The sequence below is a fragment of the Stenotrophomonas sp. SPM genome (assembly GCF_003105135.1).
Classification (GTDB): Bacteria; Pseudomonadota; Gammaproteobacteria; order Xanthomonadales; family Xanthomonadaceae; genus Stenotrophomonas.
On the sequence record NZ_QETL01000039.1, the window covers coordinates 1 to 18522 of the forward strand.

General features: G+C 67.3%; 16 protein-coding genes. 2 read left to right on the forward strand and 14 right to left on the reverse strand.

What is annotated here, in order from left to right; genetic code table 11:
- Positions 1 to 123 precede the first annotated feature (123 nt).
- The 8 genes from DCO49_RS10345 to ffh form a co-directional block, all read right to left on the reverse strand.
- Entirely contained in the window at positions 124 to 504 is a 381-nt protein-coding gene (locus DCO49_RS10345; RefSeq protein ID WP_116863962.1) for a DUF6404 family protein, read from the reverse strand.
- Between the two features lie 82 nt (positions 505 to 586).
- Entirely contained in the window at positions 587 to 988 is a 402-nt protein-coding gene (gene rplS / locus DCO49_RS10350) for a 50S ribosomal protein L19 (RefSeq protein ID WP_079221128.1), read from the reverse strand.
- A gap of 154 nt (positions 989 to 1142) precedes the next feature.
- On the reverse strand, positions 1143 to 1901 hold the full coding sequence (trmD, locus tag DCO49_RS10355) for a tRNA (guanosine(37)-N1)-methyltransferase TrmD (RefSeq protein WP_116863963.1): 759 nt from the start codon (positions 1899 to 1901) through the stop codon (positions 1143 to 1145).
- An 8-nt stretch (positions 1902 to 1909) separates the two neighbouring features.
- Entirely contained in the window at positions 1910 to 2422 is a 513-nt protein-coding gene (gene rimM / locus DCO49_RS10360) for a ribosome maturation factor RimM (RefSeq protein WP_116863964.1), read from the reverse strand.
- Positions 2423 to 2466: 44 nt separating this feature from the next.
- Entirely contained in the window at positions 2467 to 2727 is a 261-nt protein-coding gene (gene rpsP, locus DCO49_RS10365) for a 30S ribosomal protein S16 (RefSeq protein ID WP_079221127.1), read from the reverse strand.
- 106 nt (positions 2728 to 2833) lie between these two features.
- Positions 2834 to 3637, reverse strand: coding sequence for an aminotransferase class IV family protein (locus tag DCO49_RS10370; protein WP_116863965.1), 804 nt, complete (start codon positions 3635 to 3637; stop codon positions 2834 to 2836).
- Complete coding sequence (locus DCO49_RS10375; RefSeq protein ID WP_116863966.1) at positions 3634 to 4710, reverse strand: nitronate monooxygenase; 1077 nt, start codon at positions 4708 to 4710, stop codon at positions 3634 to 3636. Before DCO49_RS10375 ends, DCO49_RS10370 begins: the two co-directional genes overlap by 4 nt.
- Positions 4711 to 4801: 91 nt before the next feature.
- Positions 4802 to 6178 (reverse strand): signal recognition particle protein, encoded by a 1377-nt coding sequence (gene ffh, locus DCO49_RS10380; RefSeq protein ID WP_108768208.1) that lies wholly within the window; start codon positions 6176 to 6178, stop codon positions 4802 to 4804.
- A gap of 122 nt (positions 6179 to 6300) precedes the next feature.
- Here ffh and ccsA point away from each other — a divergent pair, with 122 nt between their 5' ends.
- Positions 6301 to 7095: a cytochrome c biogenesis protein CcsA gene (gene ccsA, locus DCO49_RS10385; protein ID WP_116863967.1), complete on the forward strand. Its 795-nt coding sequence runs from the start codon at positions 6301 to 6303 to the stop codon at positions 7093 to 7095.
- A 199-nt stretch (positions 7096 to 7294) separates the two neighbouring features.
- Here the strand turns inward: ccsA and DCO49_RS10390 are convergent, their stop codons facing one another.
- The 3 genes from DCO49_RS10390 to radA form a co-directional block, all read right to left on the reverse strand.
- Positions 7295 to 9601, reverse strand: coding sequence for a tetratricopeptide repeat protein (locus DCO49_RS10390; protein WP_116863968.1), 2307 nt, complete (start codon positions 9599 to 9601; stop codon positions 7295 to 7297).
- 57 nt (positions 9602 to 9658) lie between these two features.
- On the reverse strand, positions 9659 to 11515 hold the full coding sequence (locus tag DCO49_RS10395; RefSeq protein ID WP_116863969.1) for an ATP-binding protein: 1857 nt from the start codon (positions 11513 to 11515) through the stop codon (positions 9659 to 9661).
- 214 nt (positions 11516 to 11729) lie between these two features.
- The gene (gene radA / locus DCO49_RS10400; RefSeq protein ID WP_108768204.1) at positions 11730 to 13109 is read right to left on the reverse strand and encodes a DNA repair protein RadA; all 1380 of its coding nucleotides are present in this window, start codon (positions 13107 to 13109) and stop codon (positions 11730 to 11732) included.
- A 203-nt stretch (positions 13110 to 13312) separates the two neighbouring features.
- Between radA and DCO49_RS10405 the strand changes: the two genes are divergently transcribed.
- On the forward strand, positions 13313 to 15370 hold the full coding sequence (locus tag DCO49_RS10405; protein WP_116863970.1) for an EAL domain-containing protein: 2058 nt from the start codon (positions 13313 to 13315) through the stop codon (positions 15368 to 15370).
- A 176-nt stretch (positions 15371 to 15546) separates the two neighbouring features.
- Here DCO49_RS10405 and cyoD read toward each other — a convergent pair whose 3' ends face one another.
- From cyoD to cyoB, 3 genes are read right to left on the reverse strand one after another with little or no spacing between them, the layout of a single operon-like run.
- Positions 15547 to 15888 carry a cytochrome o ubiquinol oxidase subunit IV gene (cyoD, locus tag DCO49_RS10410; protein WP_116863971.1) on the reverse strand — a complete coding sequence of 114 codons (342 nt, stop codon included), beginning with the start codon at positions 15886 to 15888 and terminating at the stop codon, positions 15547 to 15549.
- The gene (cyoC, locus tag DCO49_RS10415; RefSeq protein WP_116863972.1) at positions 15888 to 16526 is read right to left on the reverse strand and encodes a cytochrome o ubiquinol oxidase subunit III; all 639 of its coding nucleotides are present in this window, start codon (positions 16524 to 16526) and stop codon (positions 15888 to 15890) included. Before cyoC ends, cyoD begins: the two co-directional genes overlap by 1 nt.
- Positions 16523 to 18520: a cytochrome o ubiquinol oxidase subunit I gene (cyoB, locus tag DCO49_RS10420; RefSeq protein WP_108768200.1), complete on the reverse strand. Its 1998-nt coding sequence runs from the start codon at positions 18518 to 18520 to the stop codon at positions 16523 to 16525. The genes cyoC and cyoB overlap by 4 nt, the downstream gene beginning before the upstream one ends.
- Between the last annotated feature and the right edge of the window lie 2 nt (positions 18521 to 18522).

Sequence of the window (18522 nt, forward strand, 5' to 3'; positions counted from 1 at the left end):
TAGCGCCGGGCCATGCCCGGCGAGCGCAGCGGCTGCCAGAAATCCGCCGGGCATGGCCCGGCGCTACCTCTACTTCGCGGCGTTGTGCCTGGCGGGCCTTGCGCAGCGCGCCGTGGCCGCAGGTCAGGGGCGTGGCGCAGCCGGCAGGTCGCGCCACAACGGCAGACCGCGGCGCAGGCGCATCACGCGCATCACGACCGCCATCAGCAGGCCGAACAACACGCCGGCCAGCAGCGCGCTGAACACTGCGATTGCAAACGGCAGGTTGGTGTTGCGCCAGACCAGCAGCCACATCAGCACGCCCCAGCCCAGAGCGAACCAGACGCCCATCAGCAGTGCATTGGAGGCCACGCTGGCCAGGATCGGCGGTGGTGCGTTGATGCCCATGCGCCACAGCAGGCGATGCAGTGGCGGCGCCGAGTGCCGGCGTTGCACGCCTGCGGCGTCGAGATGGCGCAGGGCGACCTGCACCCTGGGCGGGTAACGTTGTTCGACGGTATTCATGCCGCGAACATAGCGCCGGCCAGCGCACAAACGCAAACGGCCGCCCGAAGGCGGCCGTCGCGGCAACAACCGAAGTTGTTTATCAGGCCTTTTCGGCCAGACGTGCGGCCTTGGCGGCAGCAGCAGCAGCCAGATCTTCCTTGATGCGGGCAGCCTTGCCTTCCAGGCCACGCAGGTAGTACAGCTTGCCGGCGCGGACCTTACCACGACGCTTCACTTCGACCGAATCGATGATGGCGCTGTGGGTCTGGAAGACGCGCTCGACGCCGTAGCCGTGCGAAATCTTGCGGACGGTGAACGAGGAGTTCAGGCCGCCGTTCTTGGTCGCGATGACAACGCCTTCATAGGCCTGCACGCGCTCGCGGGTACCTTCCTTCACCTTCACGTTGACGACAACGGTGTCGCCCTGGCTGAACTTCGGCAGTTCGCGGGTGATCTGGGCGGATTCGAATTCCGCGACGATGGACTTGTTCAGCTTGCTCATGGGTTACACCGATTCTTGTTCGGGTGGGCGTGTCGTGTCGACAACGTAGGCTCATGCAGTCACGGAACTGTGCTGCACGTTTGTTGTGGGTACTGCGCGCGCCAGCCGGGGCTGGCGGGAATTGGCCATGATAGCCGATAAAGCCAGCCCTGCGCTAGGGGCTGGCCTTGTGTTTCCGGGCCTGACGGCCCTGGTCCAGCAATTTGCGGTCGGCCTTGCCCAGCGCCTGTTCATCCAGCAGGTCCGGGCGCCGCTCGGCGGTGCGCAGCAGCGACTGCTGGCGGCGCCAGGCGGCGATGGCCGCATGGTTGCCCGAACGCAGCACGTCCGGCACGTCACCCAGCGGGTGCTGGGCCGGCTGGCTGTAATGCGGGCAGTCGAGCAGGCCGAGTTCACCTTCGAAGCTGTCCTGGGCCGCCGATTCGGCGTCGTTCAGGGCACCTTCCTGCAGGCGGGCCACGGCATCGATGATGACCGCCGCGCCCAGCTCACCGCCGGACAGCACGTAGTCGCCGAGGGAAATCTCCTCGTCGACATTGGCTTCCAGGAAGCGTTCGTCGATGCCCTCGTAACGGCCGCAGAGCAGGACCATGCGCGGCAATGCCGCCAGTTCCCGCACCTTGGCCTGGGTCAACGGCACGCCCTGCGGGCTGAGGTAGATCACCCGCGCCGGGGCCGGATCCGCATCACGGATCGCCTGCAGGCAGGCCTGCAGCGGTTCGATCAGCATCACCATGCCCGGGCCACCACCGAACGGACGGTCGTCCACCCGGCGGTAGTTGCCTTCGGCGAAATCACGGGGATTCCAGCCGTGCAGGCTGAAAAGACCCTTCTCCTGCGCGCGCCCGACCACGCCCAGCCCAGCGGACTGGGCGAGGAACTCGGGGAACAGGGTGATGACGTCGAACCGCATGCTCACACTCAGAACTCGGGATCCCAGTCGACCACGACCAGGTTGGCCTCGAAGTCGACCGACTTGACGAAGTCCGGCTGCACGAACGGAATCATCCGCTCGCGGTCGCCACGGACCACGACCACATCATTGGCGCCGGTGCTGAACAGGTGCGAGACCTGACCCAGGGCAACGCCCTCGGTGGTCTTCACATCCAGGCCTTCCAGATCGACCCAGTAATACTCGTCGGGCTTCGGCGGCGGCAGCGCACTGCGGGCCACATAGACCTCGGTGCCGTGCATGGCTTCGACGACATCGCGGTCCTCGACGCCGGGGAACCGGGCGACCAGGTGCTTGCCGCTGTCACGGCCACGAGCGCCTTCAAGCGTCGATTCCTGCCCGTTGGGGCTGCGCAGGATCCACGGCTGGTAACGGAAAATGGCGGAACGAGGCTCGGTCCAGGACTCGAGCTTGATTTCGCCGCGCACACCAAAAGCGCCGACAACCCTGCCCAGCAGGATGCGGCGCTCGATATCTTTCATCTTCGTCAACCAAGAGGGCCACGCCGAAGCGTGGCCCTTCAGACTCAGGCCGCGACGGCCTGGGACTTGGCCGCTTCCTTGATCAGGTTGCGGACCTTTTCGGTCGGCTGGGCGCCGTTCTTGACCCAATGGTCAACGCGGGCCAGGTCCAGCTCGATGCGCTTCTCGCCGCCCTGGGCGACCGGGTTGTAGAAACCAACGCGCTCGATGTTGCGGCCGTCGCGCGCGCTGCGCACGTCGGTCACGATGATGTGGTAGAACGGACGCTTCTTGGCGCCGCCGCGGGTCAGTCGAATCTTGACCATGGTGTTTTTCCTATTGCCCAGTCGCCAGGATGGCGAGGTAAGCGGGCGATTATAGCGGCAGAGCGCAGCCGAGCCAACCCCATGGGTGGCCAGCGGGGTCAGACCCCTACGCACCGCAAAAGGGCTCTGACCCCAACAGATCCCAGCCAACCCCCGCCAGCACCGCCCGGCCCTGTTCAGCCAAGGCCCGCGACCCCGGCAGCACCTGCCCGTCGATGGCCTCCAGCGCCCACAGGCCACTGGCATTGCAGGCAAAGGCCGCCTTCACACCGGCCAGATCGGCCAGCCACAGCGGCTGCGTGGCCTGCGCCCCCGGCCAATGCCGCTGCAGCAGCGCCTCAGCCGTCCCGCGCAGGGCCGGGGCCTGCGGCCAGAGCAGCCGCTCACCATCGTGCACGGCCAGGTTCCAGGTACTGCCCTCGCTGATCCCACCCGTGGCCGACACGAACAGCACATCATCGAAGCCCGCGGCCATCGCCGCACGACGCTCGGCAAACAGGCCGAACGTGCCCACATGCTTGATCTGCGGCAGCTCGCGCTGCCAGACCACGCTGCGCACGCGCTTCGGTGCGGTCAGCGCCACCGGTGCGGACACCGCCATCAGCACATCCACCGGCACGGCCGCCAGCGGATTGCGGAAATCGAAGTGGCGCGAATACACCGTCACCCGCAGCGAGGCATCGCCCTGCCCTGCCTGCAGCAGCGCCTGCGTCATCCAGGCCTGCACCTGCGCGAGATCGAGCTCGCTGCCGAACAGTTCGCGCGTGGCCTGCGACAGCCGCGCCAGATGCAGATCCACCCCCTGCACGGCCTGCCCACGCACCTGCATCGAGGTGAAGTGGCCGTAGTTGACCAAGGCCGGCAGCAGATCTTCCACCTGCGCCGGCCGGCCATTGCAGGACACCGTCATCGCAGCAGCGCCTGCGCCTGTTGCCACATGTCGCGCAGCACGTCGGCGGCGGGTGCTGCCGGTGCCATCCAGGCCGATTGCCCGGCCCAGGCCTGCATCGCGGCAAGGCGGTTTTCCTGCGCCGCCTGCTTGCGCATCGGTGCGGTCAGGCCGCGCTGCACCGGGTATGGGCGCGGCGCCGGGGCACCGTCCGCGGCGGCGGCACGCACATAGGGCGTGGCCAGGCCACGACCCAGGCGGCCACTGAAGGCGCGGGTCGGCCAGGTTTCTTCGGGCTCGGTCGCGGCCAGGCCATCGGCCCACGCCGAGGCGATCGACGCTTCCGGCGTGCGCAGGAAGGCGGTGCCGATCTGCACCGCGCTGGCGCCCAGCGTGAGCGCCGCCGCGATGCCACGACCATCGGCGATGCCACCGGCGGCGATCACCGGAATCTGCAGGTGGTCGGCCAGGCGCGGCAGCAGCGCAAACAGGCCCACCAGCTGGCGCTCGGCCAGGCTGGGGTCGAACGCACCGCGATGGCCACCGGCTTCGGCGCCCTGCGCCACCACCGCGTCGGCGCCGGCGTCCTGCGCAGCGCGCGCTTCGGCCAGCGTGGTCGCGCAGGCGATCCAGGCGATGCCGGCGTCCTTCAACTGCTGCACGTGGCGCGGCGACAGCACGCCCATGATGGTCGAGGCCACCGCCGGGCGCGCGGCCAGCAACGCAGCAAACTGTTCGTCGAAATCAGCCGGCGTGGCGTCGGCGGCACTGGCAGGCACGTCCGGGCCCCATTGGGCGAGGAAGGCGCGGCTGGTGGCTTCGGCGGTGACATCGCGAACGGGCGCCGGATCCGGCAGCCACAGGTTCACCTGTGCCGGGCCGGCGGAAGCAGCGCGGAAGTCATCCATCCAGCGGCCGATGTCAGCAGCCGGCGACAGCACTGCACCCATCGCACCCATGCTGCCGGCATTGGCCAGCGCGACCGACAGCGGCACCGGGCAGGCACCGGCCATCGGTGCCAGCAGGATCGGAAGCTGCAATGAAAAACGCCGACAGAAGGTGTCGGCGCGCTCAAGAATCGGCGATGCATTCACGCGACATACCTGTTGGAGAAGTCGCCGCCCAGCATACGCCAGTCATTGTGACCGGGGCCGTATCGCGATGCGCGCCGGCCCCGTCGCTGCATCAACGGAACGGCATGCCGCGGCCGCCCATGGCGCCCATCATGCCCTTCATGCTGCGCATCATGCCCTTCATGCCGCCGCCAGCCATCTTGCTCATCATCTTTTCCATCTGCATGTACTGCTTCATGAGCTTGTTGACGTCGGCCGGGGTCACGCCCGAGCCCTTGGCGATGCGCGCGCGGCGCGAGCCGTTCAGCAGGTTCGGGTTGCGCCGTTCCTTCTTGGTCATCGAGCTGATGATGGCGATCATGCGCGGCACTTCCTTGCCCTGGCTGACCTGCTGCTTCAGGTGCTCGGGGATGTTGCCCAGGCCCGGCAGCTTGTCCATCAGGCCGCCGATGCCGCCCATGTTCTGCATCTGCTCCAGCTGGTCACGCATGTCGTTCAGGTCGAACTTCTTGCCCTTGGCGACCTTCTCGGCCAGCTTGGCGGCCTTGTCCTTGTCGACCTGCTGCTCGACCTGCTCGACCAGCGACAGCACGTCGCCCATGTCGAGGATGCGGCTGGCGATACGGTCCGGGTGGAATACGTCCAGGCCTTCCGGCTTTTCGCTGACACCGACGAACTTGATCGGCTTGCCGGTGATGTAGCGCACGCTCAGCGCGGCACCGCCACGGGCGTCACCGTCGGTCTTGGTCAGCACCACGCCGGTCAGCGGCAGCGCATCGCCGAAGGCCTTGGCGGTGTTGGCCGCGTCCTGGCCGGTCATGGCATCGACCACGAACAGGGTTTCAGCCGGGTTGACCGCCGCGTGCAGGGCCTTGATCTCGGCCATCATCGCTTCGTCGATGGCCAGGCGGCCGGCGGTATCGACAATCAGCACGTCGACGAACGAGCGGCGTGCATCGTCGATGGCGGCGCGGACGATGGCTTCCGGCTTCTGGTCGGCGCTGGACGGGAAGAACAGCACGCCCACCTGCTCGGCCAGGGTCTTCAGCTGCTCGATCGCGGCCGGACGGTAGACGTCGGCCGACACCACCATCACCTTCTTCTTGCGCTTTTCCTTCAGGTGCTTGGCCAGCTTGCCCACGGTGGTGGTCTTGCCGGCGCCCTGCAGGCCCGCCATCAGGATGATGGCCGGGGCGGGAACGTTGAGGTTCAGGTCGCTGGCTTCAGCGCCCATCACCGCGGTCAGCTCGTCGCGCACGACCTTGATGAGGGCTTGGCCCGGGGTCAGCGACTTCAGCACTTCCTGGCCGACCGCGCGCACCTTGATGCGCTCGATCAGGGCCTGCACCACCGGCAGCGCGACGTCGGCTTCAAGCAGCGCGATGCGCACTTCGCGGGTCGCCTCGCGGATGTTCTCCTCGGTCAGGCGGCCGCGGCCACGCAGGCGCTCGATGGTGCCGGAAAGGCGCTGGGTCAGGGACTCGAACATGCGGCGCAACCTGTCTGAAAGCGGGGGACAATAAGGCAGACAGTATAACGGGTCCGCCCGCCTTCCCGGGCTGCGACCACGGGGCCGTCGCCAGCATCACGGGGGTATGCGAAACTGCAACGATGTTAATCGTTCTCATCGCCGCCCTGCTTTACCTGGCCGCCAGCGCCCTGCTGGTGCGTGCGCTTGGCCGCGATGATGCCGTCGGTTCGCCCACCTGGCTGTGGCCGGCGCTGCCGGCCATGCTGCTGCACGGCGGCTACCACGTGCTGGTGGCGATGCGCACCACCGGCGGCCCGGACATGCACTTCTTCGCCGCGCTGTCGCTGGTCGGCCTGGGCATGGCCTGGCTGACCTCGCTGGTGGGCGCGCGCGGGCGCATGTCGGCGCTGGGCGTGGTGGTCTTCCCGCTGGCCGCGCTGCTGCTGGCGGTCTACCACGGCTACGGCCATGAACCGAGCAAGGTGCTGGGCTGGCGCCTGGCCAGCCACGCCTGGCTGGCCCTGCTGGCCTACGCCACGCTGAGCATCGCCGCGCTGCTGGCGATCATGCTGTGGCTGCAGGAACGGGCGCTGCGCCGCCGTGAATTCCGCCCGTGGCTGCGCGCACTGCCGCCGCTGGCTGATCTGGAAGCCCTGCTGTTCCGGGTCATCACCGTGGGCTTCGCCCTGCTCACCCTCACCCTGGTCACCGGCGTGCTGTTTGTCGATGACCTGCTGGCGCAGAAGCTGGTACACAAGACCGTGCTCAGCGTGCTGTCGTGGATCGTGTTCGGCGTGCTGCTGATCGGCCGCCGCCGCTACGGCTGGCGCGGGGCGAAGGCGGTGCACTGGACGCTGTCGGCGATGCTGTTGCTGCTGCTGGCGTTCTTCGGCAGCCAGTTCGTGATCGAACTGGTGTTCGGGCATACGCGGTAAAGGCGTGTCGACCAACGGTCGGCACCTACCTCAGGGCACGGCACAGGTGTGTAGAGCCGAGCCCATGCTCGGCTGCTTTGCCACACGAGCCGAGCATAGGCTCGGCTCTACAACAATCCGCATGACGCGGCCACGGTCGGCACCTACCGGGGCCCGGTAGCGCCGGGCAATGCCCGGCGAGCGCGCAGCGCGGCGAAACCTACAACCCGTACCGCTCGATCACATCCAGGTGCGGCTGCCGGTCCTGGTTGCAGGCTTCCGCCAGGCGCAGCCAGCACTGCGGGTGCGACCAGCCGGCGGTGGACTGCTGCAGGTAACGGTGCAGCGCAAGCGGCGCGTGCCCCTGCGGCTGGGCCACGGTGAACAGCAGGCCTGGCAGCGTGCCCTGGTCCGCATCCGGATCGGTCACGGTGTAATCCGGGCGGCTGTGCACCCACACCTGCCAGCCCTGCGCTTCGGCACCTTCCACGAACGCGTTCCAGGCCTCTTCGCCCGGGTGCGCGCCGTCGATCAGCCAGCTGCGCTCGAAGCCACCACGTTCCAGCACGTGCACCTGCGCATAGGTCGGGATGAAGTGCTGGCGCTGCTCTTCCTCTTCCGGTGCAGGGTGCACCAGCGCGGCATCGAACACCACCCAGTCGCCCACCTGCTGGGCACGGTTGGCCGGTGCGTTCTCGACGATGCGCGCGGTCACCGGGCCGGTGCGGCGCGCGTAGTACTCCATCGGCTCGCCCTGCTCCAGGCTGCGGATGATCACCCAGCCCCACGGCTCTTCGACCACGCCGTCCTGGCTGGACAGCTCCATGCCGATGGCCGTAGCCGAGCGGCGCACCGCGTCCCAATCGCGCGCGGCACTGGCGGCGCTCATGTGGTCCCAGTGCGCGGCATTGGGATCCTCCAGCGTTTCCACCAGCTGCGCGTAACAGGCCTGCGCATCACTGAAGCGGCCGGTTTCCATGTACATGCGCGCCAGCGTGCCACGCGCGCCATGCGAACCCGGCGACAGCGCCAGCAGCGCCTGTGCGGCCTGCTCCAGCGCCGGCCAGTCGGACACGCGGCGTGCGCGCTGCACCTCGCACCAGTGCGCGAACACCGGCACGCTGCCGCGGTAGGTGTCGGCCAGGCGGCGCAGGCCATCATCGTCGCCCTGCTCGGTCAGCCAGCGCATCAGCGTGTAGGCAGCAGCGCCGTCCTCCTGGGCGTGCGCACGCACGAACTCCCACAGCGGCGCGCGGGCCTCGGTCTGCGCGCCACAGGCATCCAGCGCCGATGCGGCCACCTCGGCCAGCGCTTCGTCATCCGGGCACTGCGCATGCGCCTGCAGCAGCCACTGCGCCTCGCGCTCCGGGTCACGCGACTGCTGCTGTTCGCCGCGCGCTTCCAGCCAGGCCAGCAGTTCGGCGGCCGGCATCGGCAGCGGTTCAACGTCGGGCAGTGCGTCGATGCGGGCGGCCAGGCCGGCCACCAACACGCCGGCACCGCGGTCCTGGCGCAGCTGTGCCAGGTGGGTGCGGGCCAGGCCGAGCTGGCGCTGCGCCACCCAGCGCGCGCCGCGCTGCAGGGCCAGTTCCAGGCTCAGTGCCGCCAGCTCGATCACCAGACGGTGGGCACCGACGCTGGCGAAGTGCTCGATGATGGTGTTGAAGCGCGCACCCAGGTCCCAGGTGTTGCGGGCCGGGTCGCGGCTGCACAGCAGCGCCACCGTGTTGGCCCACAGCCGCCAGGTGTTCGGGGTCAGCTCGCTCCACGGCACCAGCTGCTGCAGCGCTTCTTCGTCGCGGCCCAGCTGGGCCAGCGCCCAGGCGCGCGACAGGCGGCGCGGCACCGTGCAGTTGGCCGGTTCATATTCGCCGGCGGCGGCCACCTCGGCTTCGCGCTGATCGATCAGCACCATCGCCTCATCGGCGCGGCCACTGGCCAGCAGGATCTTGATCTGCATTTCCGGGAAGCTGTCGAACACTTCCTTGCCGCGCGCTTCCACCGCGTCGGCCTGCACCTTCAGGTAATCCAGCGCGTCCTGCGCGCGGCCATCATCGAGCAGCGCATCGGCCTTCTCGCAGCTCAGGCACTGGAAGCAGGCCCAGGTCGGATCGATGCGGGCCAGCGTTTCGTCGCAGACCTCGATGCGCTCGGGCACCCAGCCCGGGCCGTCGATGTTGCCGTAGCAGGCGGCCAGATCCTGGGTCACGCAGATCGACTGCGGGCATTCCAGGGTGTCTTCGCGATGCGCGCGCTCGAACAGCGAGACCGCCTCGCCGAGCGCGCTCTCGCCTTCAACGCGGTTGCCCACGCGGTTGCGCAGCGCCCAGTGGCCGACGTAGACATCGACCCAGGGGTTGTCCAGCGCCTTGCCCAGCGCACGCGCTTCGGGCAGCAGCGCGTCGACACGGTCGACCTGCAGTTCACTGACTTCGTCGGCAAGGCGGGTCAGCAGGTGCGCATTCTGCGCTTGGCCGGCCTGGCGCAGGTCTTCCTGCAGCTTTTCGACCCAGTTCCAGATATCCATTGGGGCTTGGTGCTCCTGTCTAGCGTGAGGCTGGATGAGAGAAGGTGTGTGCGGTGCTCAGCGCAGCATCTGCTGCAGAGCACCGGCGATATCACTGAAGGCGCCGTTGAGGTCCGGGCCCGGCGTCGCTGCACCACGGGCCAGCGGGCGGCCCTGCGCAGAGACGATGACCTTCAGCGAGCGCAGCAGCCGCGCGGCCGCCGGTGCCTGCGGATGCCCGTCGCGCTGGGCCTGCAGCAGGGCCTGCACGGCCGGGTTGTCCAGGTTGATGTACAACCGCGACGGTGCGCGCACCTCGATGCGCGCAGTGAACTGGCGGGCCAGGCGCAACGCGGCCATTGATACGCGCTTGTCGTTCTCGTCGTCTTCCAGGCGCTGCTTCAGCTCCGCCTCGCGGTCGGGCACCACCACCACCGGCAGCGCTTCGGGGCTGAAACGCGCCGGCAGCAGCTGCTCGCCATCGCCCAAGTGCTCGCCCAGCCACGCCAGCTGCGCGTCATCCAGGCTGTCATCAGTGCGGAACAGCGCGCGGTTGCCCTGCTCGGTACCCAGCTCCACCAGGCGCAGGCCCTTGGCCTGGGTCCAGCGGCGCAGGAACGGCACCACCGCATAGCGATGGCCGTGCGCGACCGGCACGCCCATCGCGCGGAACAGCATTTCTTCGAAGCCGCCGCCGTTGTCGAGGATCACGTGCACGGCACCACGCGCGGGCAGCGCGCTGGCCGGCAGGTCGCCCTGCGAGGTCGGCACGCGCACGTGTTCCAGCAGCAGCTCGAACAGGCGCTCATCGCACAGCGCCGCACCCAGCAGCGCCTCGTTGTGGCGGGCCAGCACGCGTCGCCACGCTTCGGGCTGCTGCCGCGCGACCCCGGCCAGGCCGTCGATCAGCGCTTCCAGCAGCGCGTGCTGCACGGCGCGGTACTGGTCGTCGCGCTGCAGGTCCTCGCGGCTGGCGGTGGGGGTCAGGCGCGAGGATTCGATGACGCCGCCGATGAAGCCCGCCCACGGTGGCAGCAGGTCACGCGCATCGTCGTCGAGCAGCATGCCGCGCACGAACACCGACAGGTTGCGGTTGTCGCTGGTGCCGTAGGTGGCGCCGTCCTGCACCCACAGCATGCCGGTGGCATCGCTGTCGGCGTCGGCGCGCAGCGGCACGGTCACGATGGGTTCGAAATCATGCTCGAAGCGCGCGGCGAACTGCAGCGCCTGGCGACGCGCCTGCACCGGGTGCAGCGCGACCTCGCCCTGCCCGCGCCACGGCGGCGGCTCGGGGTTGAGGGCTTCGGCGGCCGCGCCGATGAAGATCGGTTCGGACAGCAGCGCGCAGTAGCGGCCCAGCACCTCGTACAGGCGCGCCTCGTTGGCCAGCGGCAGGAAATCGGCGTGCAGCTCCAGCTCCACTTCGGTGCCGACGGCGCGCGCCGGCACTTCACTCACCGTGTACTGCTCGGCGTTGCTGGACACATACAGGTGGCCCAGTTCCGGCGTCTGGTAAGAGGTGGTGCGCACGCTCACCCGGCGCGCCAGCACGAAGGCCGAGAGAAAGCCCAGGCCGAACATGCCGATCAGGCCGTCCTGGTCATCACCGCCCTGGCGCAGGCCACGGGTGTAGCCGACGCCGACGGTGGCCAGGTAATCGTGGATTTCCTGGCGGGTCAGGCCGGCGCCGGTATCGGTGATGCGCAGCACGCCGGCGGCGGCATCGACCTGCACCGAGATGCGCGAGGGCAGCTCGATGCCCGGCTGCTCGAGGCGGCGGCGGATGATCGAATCGTGCGCGTTCTGCACCAGCTCGCGCAGGGCCACCATCGGGGTGGAATACAGGTGCTTGCCCAGCACCGTCATCAGTCCATTGAGATCGACCCCTGCGCGGCGGATTTCGGCGGCGGGGGTGCTGAGCGTCGGGTCCTGCATGAAATCGGTTACTCCTTGCCACACAAGGCGCCAGGAGGCGCCGTCGTCGAGCCGGGAAAACTAGCACAGCGAAGCTGACCGTTACCGCATCGGACGCTGCGCTTGGCCTTTTGTAGAGTCGAGCCATGCTCGACTGCTGCTCGATCGCCAGTCGAGCATGGCTCGACTCTACAAAAAAGCAGCCGAGCGTGGGCTCGGCTCTACCAGACGCGCATCACGCGGCGTCGATGGCCTCGGACAGGCGTTCGACCGCGATCACTTCCATGCCCTTCACCGTGCCGCCCTTGGGGGCGTTGGCCTTGGGCACGATGGCGCGCTTGAATCCGTGGGTCGCCGCTTCGCGCAGGCGATCCTCGCCATTGGGTACCGGGCGGATCTCGCCCGACAGGCCGACCTCGCCGAAGGCAATCGTCTTTTCCGCCAGCGGCCGGTCCTGCAGCGACGACAGCACGGCCAGCAGCACCGGCAGATCGGCGGCGGTCTCCTGCACGCGGATGCCGCCCACAACATTGACGAACACGTCCTGGTCGCCCACCAGCACGCCGCCATGACGGTGCAGCACCGCAAGCAGCATGGCCAGGCGGTTCTGCTCCAGGCCGACGGCGACACGGCGCGGGTTGGACAGCGGCGAGGCATCGACCAGCGCCTGCACTTCCACCAGCAGCGGCCGGGTGCCCTCGCGGGTCACCATCACGCAGCTGCCCGGCTGATGGGTGCTGGCACCGGACAGGAAGATGGCCGACGGGTTGGAGACTTCCTTCAGGCCCTTGTCGCCCATGGCGAACACGCCCAGTTCGTTGACCGCGCCGAAGCGGTTCTTGAACGCGCGCAGCAGGCGGAAGCGGCTGCCGCTCTCGCCTTCGAAATACAGCACGGCGTCGACCATGTGTTCGAGCACGCGCGGGCCGGCGATGCCGCCCTCCTTGGTCACGTGGCCGACCAGGAACACGGCGGTACCGGTTTCCTTGGCAAAGCGCACCAGCCGCGCGGCACTTTCGCGCACCTGGCTCACCGAGCCGGGGGCCGCAGTCAGCGTTTCGGTCCACAGGGTCTGCACCGAATCGGCCACGATCAGCCGCGGGCCGGCCTTGGCCGCGTGCTGCAGGATCGACTCGACGCCGGTCTCGGCCAGCGCGTTGACCCCGTCCAGCGGCAGTTCCAGCCGGTGCGCGCGGCCTGCCACCTGGGCCAGCGACTCTTCGCCGGTGACGTACAGCACCGGCAGCACGGCCGCCATCTTCGCCACCGCCTGCAGCAGCAGGGTGGACTTGCCGATGCCCGGGTCGCCACCGACGAGCACCACTGCACCCTCGACCAGGCCGCCGCCCAGCACGCGGTCGAACTCGCCGATGCCGGTACTGACCCGGCGATGCTCGGTCTGCTCGACGTCCTTCAGCGCGGTGATCTTCGGCGGGTCGATCTTGCCGGCCCAGCCAGCCCGGCGCGAGGCAGGCGCCTTGGCCGCCGCCGCGCTCTCCAGCACGATTTCCGACAAGGAGTTCCAGGCGTTGCACTCGGTGCACTGCCCCTGCCACTTGCTGTACTCGGCGCCGCATTCGTTGCAGACATAGGCAGTGAGGCGGGCTTTGGCCATGGGGCAGGACTTCGATGCGGGGAGGTGAAGGAGGATAGCCGAGGCCAGTCGCAGGCGCTGCGACCCCCGGCATGAGGGTTGCCCGGTCATGACATCTCCTAATATGAGATGAACATCACACTTTGATGCACTAAAGTGCAGCACCGCGCGGCCGCTATAGTCCGCGCCTCCGTGCCCCCTACTCCGCCCCCGAAGGACGTTCAATGACTGGCACCTACAGCCAGAGTCTGGTTGTTTTCTCGCTGCTGGTCGCCATCCTGGCGTCCTATACCGCACTGGACATGGCCGGCCGCCTGGCCACGACCGAAGGCCGGGTGGCGCGCTGGTGGCTGACCGGCGGCGCCACGGCCATGGGTCTGGGCATCTGGTCGATGCACTTCGTGGGCATGCTGGCGTTCAACCTGCCGATCCCGATCGGCTACGACCTGGCCATTACCCTGTACTCGCTGGCGGTGTCGGTGGGTGCATCGGCGTACGCGCTGTGGCTGGTCTCGCGCCCGCAGCTGCCGCGCCGCCGCCTGCTGGCCGGTGCGGTGCTGATGGGGCTGGGCATCGCCACCATGCATTACCTGGGCATGACCGCGATGCGCATGCAGCCGGGCATCGATTACGACCCGCTATGGTTCATCGCTTCCATCCTGATCGCCATCGGTGCGGCGGGTGCTGCGCTGTGGATCGCCTTCCGCCTGCGCAAGGAAGGTGAGCGCACCTTCCGACTGCGCCTGCTGGCCTCGCTGGTGATGGGCCTGGCCATCGTCGGCATGCACTACACCGGCATGGCCGCCGCCCGCTTCCCCGATGGCAGCATCTGCGGCGCGGTGATCGACGGCGGCATCGACAGCCGCTGGCTGGCGGTGCTGGTCATCGTCACCACCCTGGGCACCATCGGCATCGCCCTGGTCGCGTCGCTGTTCGACCGGCAGATGCGCGAGCGCACCGGCCTGCTGGCCGAATCGCTGGAAAAGGCCAACGACAAGCTGCTGCAGGCCGCCCTGCACGACCCGCTGACCCAGCTGCCCAACCGCATGCTGCTGCAGGATCGCATCGAGCAGTCCATCGAGAAGGCGCGCCGCCGAAACCACGGTCTTGCCGTGATGTTCTGCGATCTGGACGGCTTCAAGGCAGTCAACGATGCCTATGGCCACCAGCTGGGCGACCGCCTGCTGGTGCGCATGAGCGAGCGCGTCAGCAACCTGCTGCGCCCGCAGGACACCTTCGCCCGGCTGGGCGGCGATGAGTTCGTGATCGTGCTGGCCGTGGATGAGCCGGACGATGCTGTGGTGGTCGCCGAGCGCATCATTGCCGCCGTGGCCGAGCCGTTCCTGATTGACGCGGCCGAACTGCAGGTCAGCGCCAGCCTCGGCATTGCCCTGTACCCGGACGATGGCTCCACCGAGCGCGAACTGATGGCGCACGCCGACGCGGCGATGTACCACACCAAGGACGGCGGCCGGAATGGCTATACGTTCTTTACGCCGTCGATGCAGGTCAGCGCCAACCGCCAGTTGCGGCTACTGCAGGACCTGCGCCGTGCCGCCGACCGTGGCGAGCTGCGCCTGCACTACCAGCCCAAGTTCGTCGCCGCCGGCACGCCCGCAGTGGGCGCCGAGGCCCTGCTGCGCTGGGAGCACCCGGAGCTGGGCATGCTCGCCCCGGATGTGTTCATCCCCATCGCCGAGCGCAGCGGGCTGATCCTGCCGATCGGCGATTGGGTACTGGACCAGGCCTGCGCGCAGCTGCGCGCCTGGCACGACTCGGGTCACCCGGAATGGACGATGGCGGTGAACCTGTCGCCGCTGCAGTTCTCTTCGCCCTCGCTGGTGGACAACGTGCGCGACGTGCTGGCCCGCCATGCGATCGCGCCGGAGCGACTGACCCTGGAGATCACCGAGACCACCGCGATGAAGGACGTGGAAGCCAGCCTGGTCATCCTCAACGACCTGACTGCGATGGGCGTGCACATCTCCATCGATGATTTCGGCACCGGCTATTCCAGCCTGCTGTACCTGAAGCGCATGCCGGCAACTGAACTGAAGATCGACCGCGCGTTCGTGCGCGACCTGGAGCAGAACGCCGAAGACGCAGCCATCGTGTCGTCGATCGTGGCACTGGGGCGCTCGCTGCAGCTGCAGGTGGTGGCCGAGGGCGTGGAAACGCGCGAGCAGCAGGAATACCTGAGCGGGCTGGGCTGCGACCAGCTGCAGGGGTACCACCTGGGCCGGCCGATGGACCCGGACGAATTCCTGCGCAAGGTGGGGTAAGGCGGGGTCGGATCCCTTTCCGCAGGAAAGGGCCCTGCCCCCCGATGCATCCGCGCATGGCGTGGATCTACTGCTGCCGACAAGCGGCCGGCACTACCGATCCGCGATCACCCCACCCAAACGAAAAGGCCGCCCCGAAGGGCGGCCTTTTCGCGTGTGGCAACGTCGCGAAGACGTCAGTGCATCATGTGCACGTTCATGTTGTGCATGACCCACAGGGTACCGGCCACGATGATGCCGATCACCACGACGGTGAAGGCAGCAGCGTTGACGTTCCAGCGGCTTTCCGAAGAGCGGTCCAGGTGCAGGAAGAACACCAGGTGGACCAGCATCTGCAGCACCGCGGTGACCGCGATCACCACACCGCAGACGGTGCGCGAGAAATCGCCGGACATCACCACCCAGAACGGGATGACGGTCAGCACCACCGCCAGCACGAAGCCGATCAGGTAGGACTTGACGCTGCCGTGGCTCTCGCCACCCGCTGCGTGGTCATGTGCATGGTTGTCATGTGCCATTACAGCGCTCCATTGAGGTAGACGACGGAGAACACGCCGATCCAGATGAGATCCAGGAAGTGCCAGAACAGGCTCAGGCACGCCATGCGGGTCTTGTTGGTCGGGGTCAGGCCGTATTTCTTCAGCTGCACGAACATCACCAGCAGCCACAGCAGGCCGGCGCTGACGTGCAGGCCGTGGGTACCGACCAGGGCGAAGAACGCCGACAGGAAGGCACTGCGGTCCGGACCATAGCCCTGATGGATCAGGTGATGGAATTCATAGACTTCCATGCACATGAAGCCGAAGCCCAGCAGCCAGGTCACGCCCAGCCACAGGAACATCTGGCCGACCTGCTTGCGGTGCATGGCGATCATGCCCAGGCCGAAGGTCAGCGACGAGGTCAGCAGCAGCGCGGTTTCCCACGCCACGAACGGCAGCTCGAACAGGTCCTTCGCGCCGGGGCCGCCATCGGTGCCGCCGGCCAGCACCACGTAGGTGGCGAACAGCGAGGCGAAGATGAGGCAGTCGCTCATCAGGTACACCCAGAAACCGAAGACGGTATTGCCGCCGGTGTCGTGGTGCTCGTGGTCGTCATGGCCATGGGCCGCCGCGTGTGCGGCGTGCCCGTGGCTCAGGGTCGAGGTATTGGTGCTCATGCCTTCAGCTCCGACTTCACCAGGCCCTGGGCTTCCAGGTGCTTGCGGTGTTCGTTCTCGATGCGTTCCACCTCGGCGGCCGGGACCCAGTAGTCCACGTCCTGGTCGAAGGTGCGGTAGATGAACGTGGCGATCATGCCGACGAAGCCGATGATGGCCAGCCACCAGATGTGCCAGATCATCGCAAAGCCGAAGACCATGCTGAAGGCGCCGATCACCACGCCCGTGCCGGTGTTGCGCGGCATGTGGATGTCGGTGTACTTGGCCGGCTTCGGCCAGGCTTCACCACGCTGCTTGCGCTCCCAGAAATCGTCCAACTCGGTGACTTCCGGCAGGGCGCCGAAGTTGTAGAAGGCCGGCGGTGAAGAGGTTTCCCACTCCAGCGTACGGGCATCCCACGGGTCGCCGGTCAGGTCGGCAGTCTTCTTGCGGTCGCGGATCGACACGGCCACCTGGATGATCTGGCACAGGATGCCGGCACCCACGATGAAGGCGCCCACGGCGGCAACCAGCAGGAACGGCTCGTAGGCCGGGTTGACGGTGCTCTGCAGACGACGGGTCATGCCCATGAAGCCCAGCACGTACATCGGCATGAAGGTCACATAGAAGCCGATGAACCAGCACCAGAAGGCGCACTTGCCCCAGAACTCATTGAGGCGGTAGCCGAACATCTTCGGCCACCAATAGGTGATGCCGGCAAACATGCCGAACACCACGCCGCCGATGATGACGTTGTGGAAGTGGGCGATCAGGAACAGGCTGTTGTGCAGCACGAAGTCGATGGCCGGGATCGCCAGCATCACGCCGGTCATGCCGCCGATGACGAAGGTGACCATGAAACCGATGGTCCACAGCACGGGCGTGGTGAAGTGCACGCGGCCGCGGAACATGGTGAACAGCCAGTTGAAGATCTTCACGCCGGTCGGGATCGAGATGATCATCGTCGTGATGCCGAAGAAGGCATTGACGTTGGCACCCGAGCCCATGGTGAAGAAGTGGTGCAGCCACACGATGAACGACAGCACGCCGATGCAGGCGGTGGCGTAGACCATGCCCTTGTAGCCGAACAGTGCCTTGCGCGAGAAGGTCGCGATGACTTCGGAGAACACGCCGAAGGCCGGCAGGACCAGGATATAAACTTCCGGGTGACCCCAGATCCAGATCAGGTTGATGTACAGCATGGCGTTGCCGCCACCATCATTGGTGAAGAAGTGCGTACCCAGGTAACGATCCAGGGTCAGCAGCACCAGGGTGATGGTCAGCACCGGGAAGGCAGCGACGATCAGCACGTTGGTCACCAGGGCAGTCCAGGTGAACACCGGCATCTGCATCAGCTTCATGCTCGGGGTGCGCATCTTCAAGATGGTGATGAAGAAGTTGATACCACTCAGGGTGGTACCCAGGCCCGCTACCTGTAGGCCCCATATGTAGTAGTCCATACCTACATTGTTGCTGTACTCGATACCCGACAATGGCGGGAAGGCCAGCCAGCCGGTGGCGGCGAATTCACCGATCCACAGCGACAGCATGATCAGCACCGCGCCGGACACGAACAGCCAGAAGCTGAGCGAGTTGACGAACGGGAACGCGACGTCGCGCGCACCGATCTGCAGCGGCACGGCCAGATTCATCAGGCCGGTGATCAGCGGCATCGCCACGAAGAAGATCATGATCACGCCGTGGGCGGTGAAGATCTGGTCGTAGTGATGCGGCGGCAGGTAACCCTCGGACCCGCCGACGGCGATGGCCTGCTGGGTACGCATCATGATGGCGTCGGAGAAACCGCGCAGCAGCATGACGAAGGCGACGATGAGGTACATCACGCCGATCTTCTTGTGATCCACCGAGGTGAACCACTCCTTCCACAGATAGCCCCACAGCTTGAACTTGGTGATCAGGGCGATGACGCCCAGGCCACCCAGCACCGCGCCGACCAGGGTGGTCAGCACGATCGGATCGTGGGGGATCGACTCAAGAGAGAGTTTTCCCAGCATGT

Excerpts from the sequence above, each read along its gene's own strand:
- DCO49_RS10345 (WP_116863962.1), bottom strand. The coding sequence starts at position 504 with ATGAATACCGTCGAACAACGTTACCCGCCCAGGGTGCAGGTCGCCCTG.
- rplS (WP_079221128.1), bottom strand. The coding sequence starts at position 988 with ATGAGCAAGCTGAACAAGTCCATCGTCGCGGAATTCGAATCCGCCCAG.
- trmD (WP_116863963.1), bottom strand. The coding sequence starts at position 1,901 with ATGCGGTTCGACGTCATCACCCTGTTCCCCGAGTTCCTCGCCCAGTCC.
- rimM (WP_116863964.1), bottom strand. The coding sequence starts at position 2,422 with ATGAAAGATATCGAGCGCCGCATCCTGCTGGGCAGGGTTGTCGGCGCT.
- rpsP (WP_079221127.1), bottom strand. The coding sequence starts at position 2,727 with ATGGTCAAGATTCGACTGACCCGCGGCGGCGCCAAGAAGCGTCCGTTC.
- DCO49_RS10370 (WP_116863965.1), bottom strand. The coding sequence starts at position 3,637 with ATGACGGTGTCCTGCAATGGCCGGCCGGCGCAGGTGGAAGATCTGCTG.
- ffh (WP_108768208.1), bottom strand. The coding sequence starts at position 6,178 with ATGTTCGAGTCCCTGACCCAGCGCCTTTCCGGCACCATCGAGCGCCTG.
- ccsA (WP_116863967.1), top strand. The coding sequence starts at position 6,301 with ATGTTAATCGTTCTCATCGCCGCCCTGCTTTACCTGGCCGCCAGCGCC.
- DCO49_RS10390 (WP_116863968.1), bottom strand. The coding sequence starts at position 9,601 with ATGGATATCTGGAACTGGGTCGAAAAGCTGCAGGAAGACCTGCGCCAG.
- DCO49_RS10395 (WP_116863969.1), bottom strand. The coding sequence starts at position 11,515 with ATGCAGGACCCGACGCTCAGCACCCCCGCCGCCGAAATCCGCCGCGCA.
- radA (WP_108768204.1), bottom strand. The coding sequence starts at position 13,109 with ATGGCCAAAGCCCGCCTCACTGCCTATGTCTGCAACGAATGCGGCGCC.
- DCO49_RS10405 (WP_116863970.1), top strand. The coding sequence starts at position 13,313 with ATGACTGGCACCTACAGCCAGAGTCTGGTTGTTTTCTCGCTGCTGGTC.
- cyoD (WP_116863971.1), bottom strand. The coding sequence starts at position 15,888 with ATGGCACATGACAACCATGCACATGACCACGCAGCGGGTGGCGAGAGC.
- cyoC (WP_116863972.1), bottom strand. The coding sequence starts at position 16,526 with ATGAGCACCAATACCTCGACCCTGAGCCACGGGCACGCCGCACACGCG.
- cyoB (WP_108768200.1), bottom strand. The coding sequence starts at position 18,520 with ATGCTGGGAAAACTCTCTCTTGAGTCGATCCCCCACGATCCGATCGTG.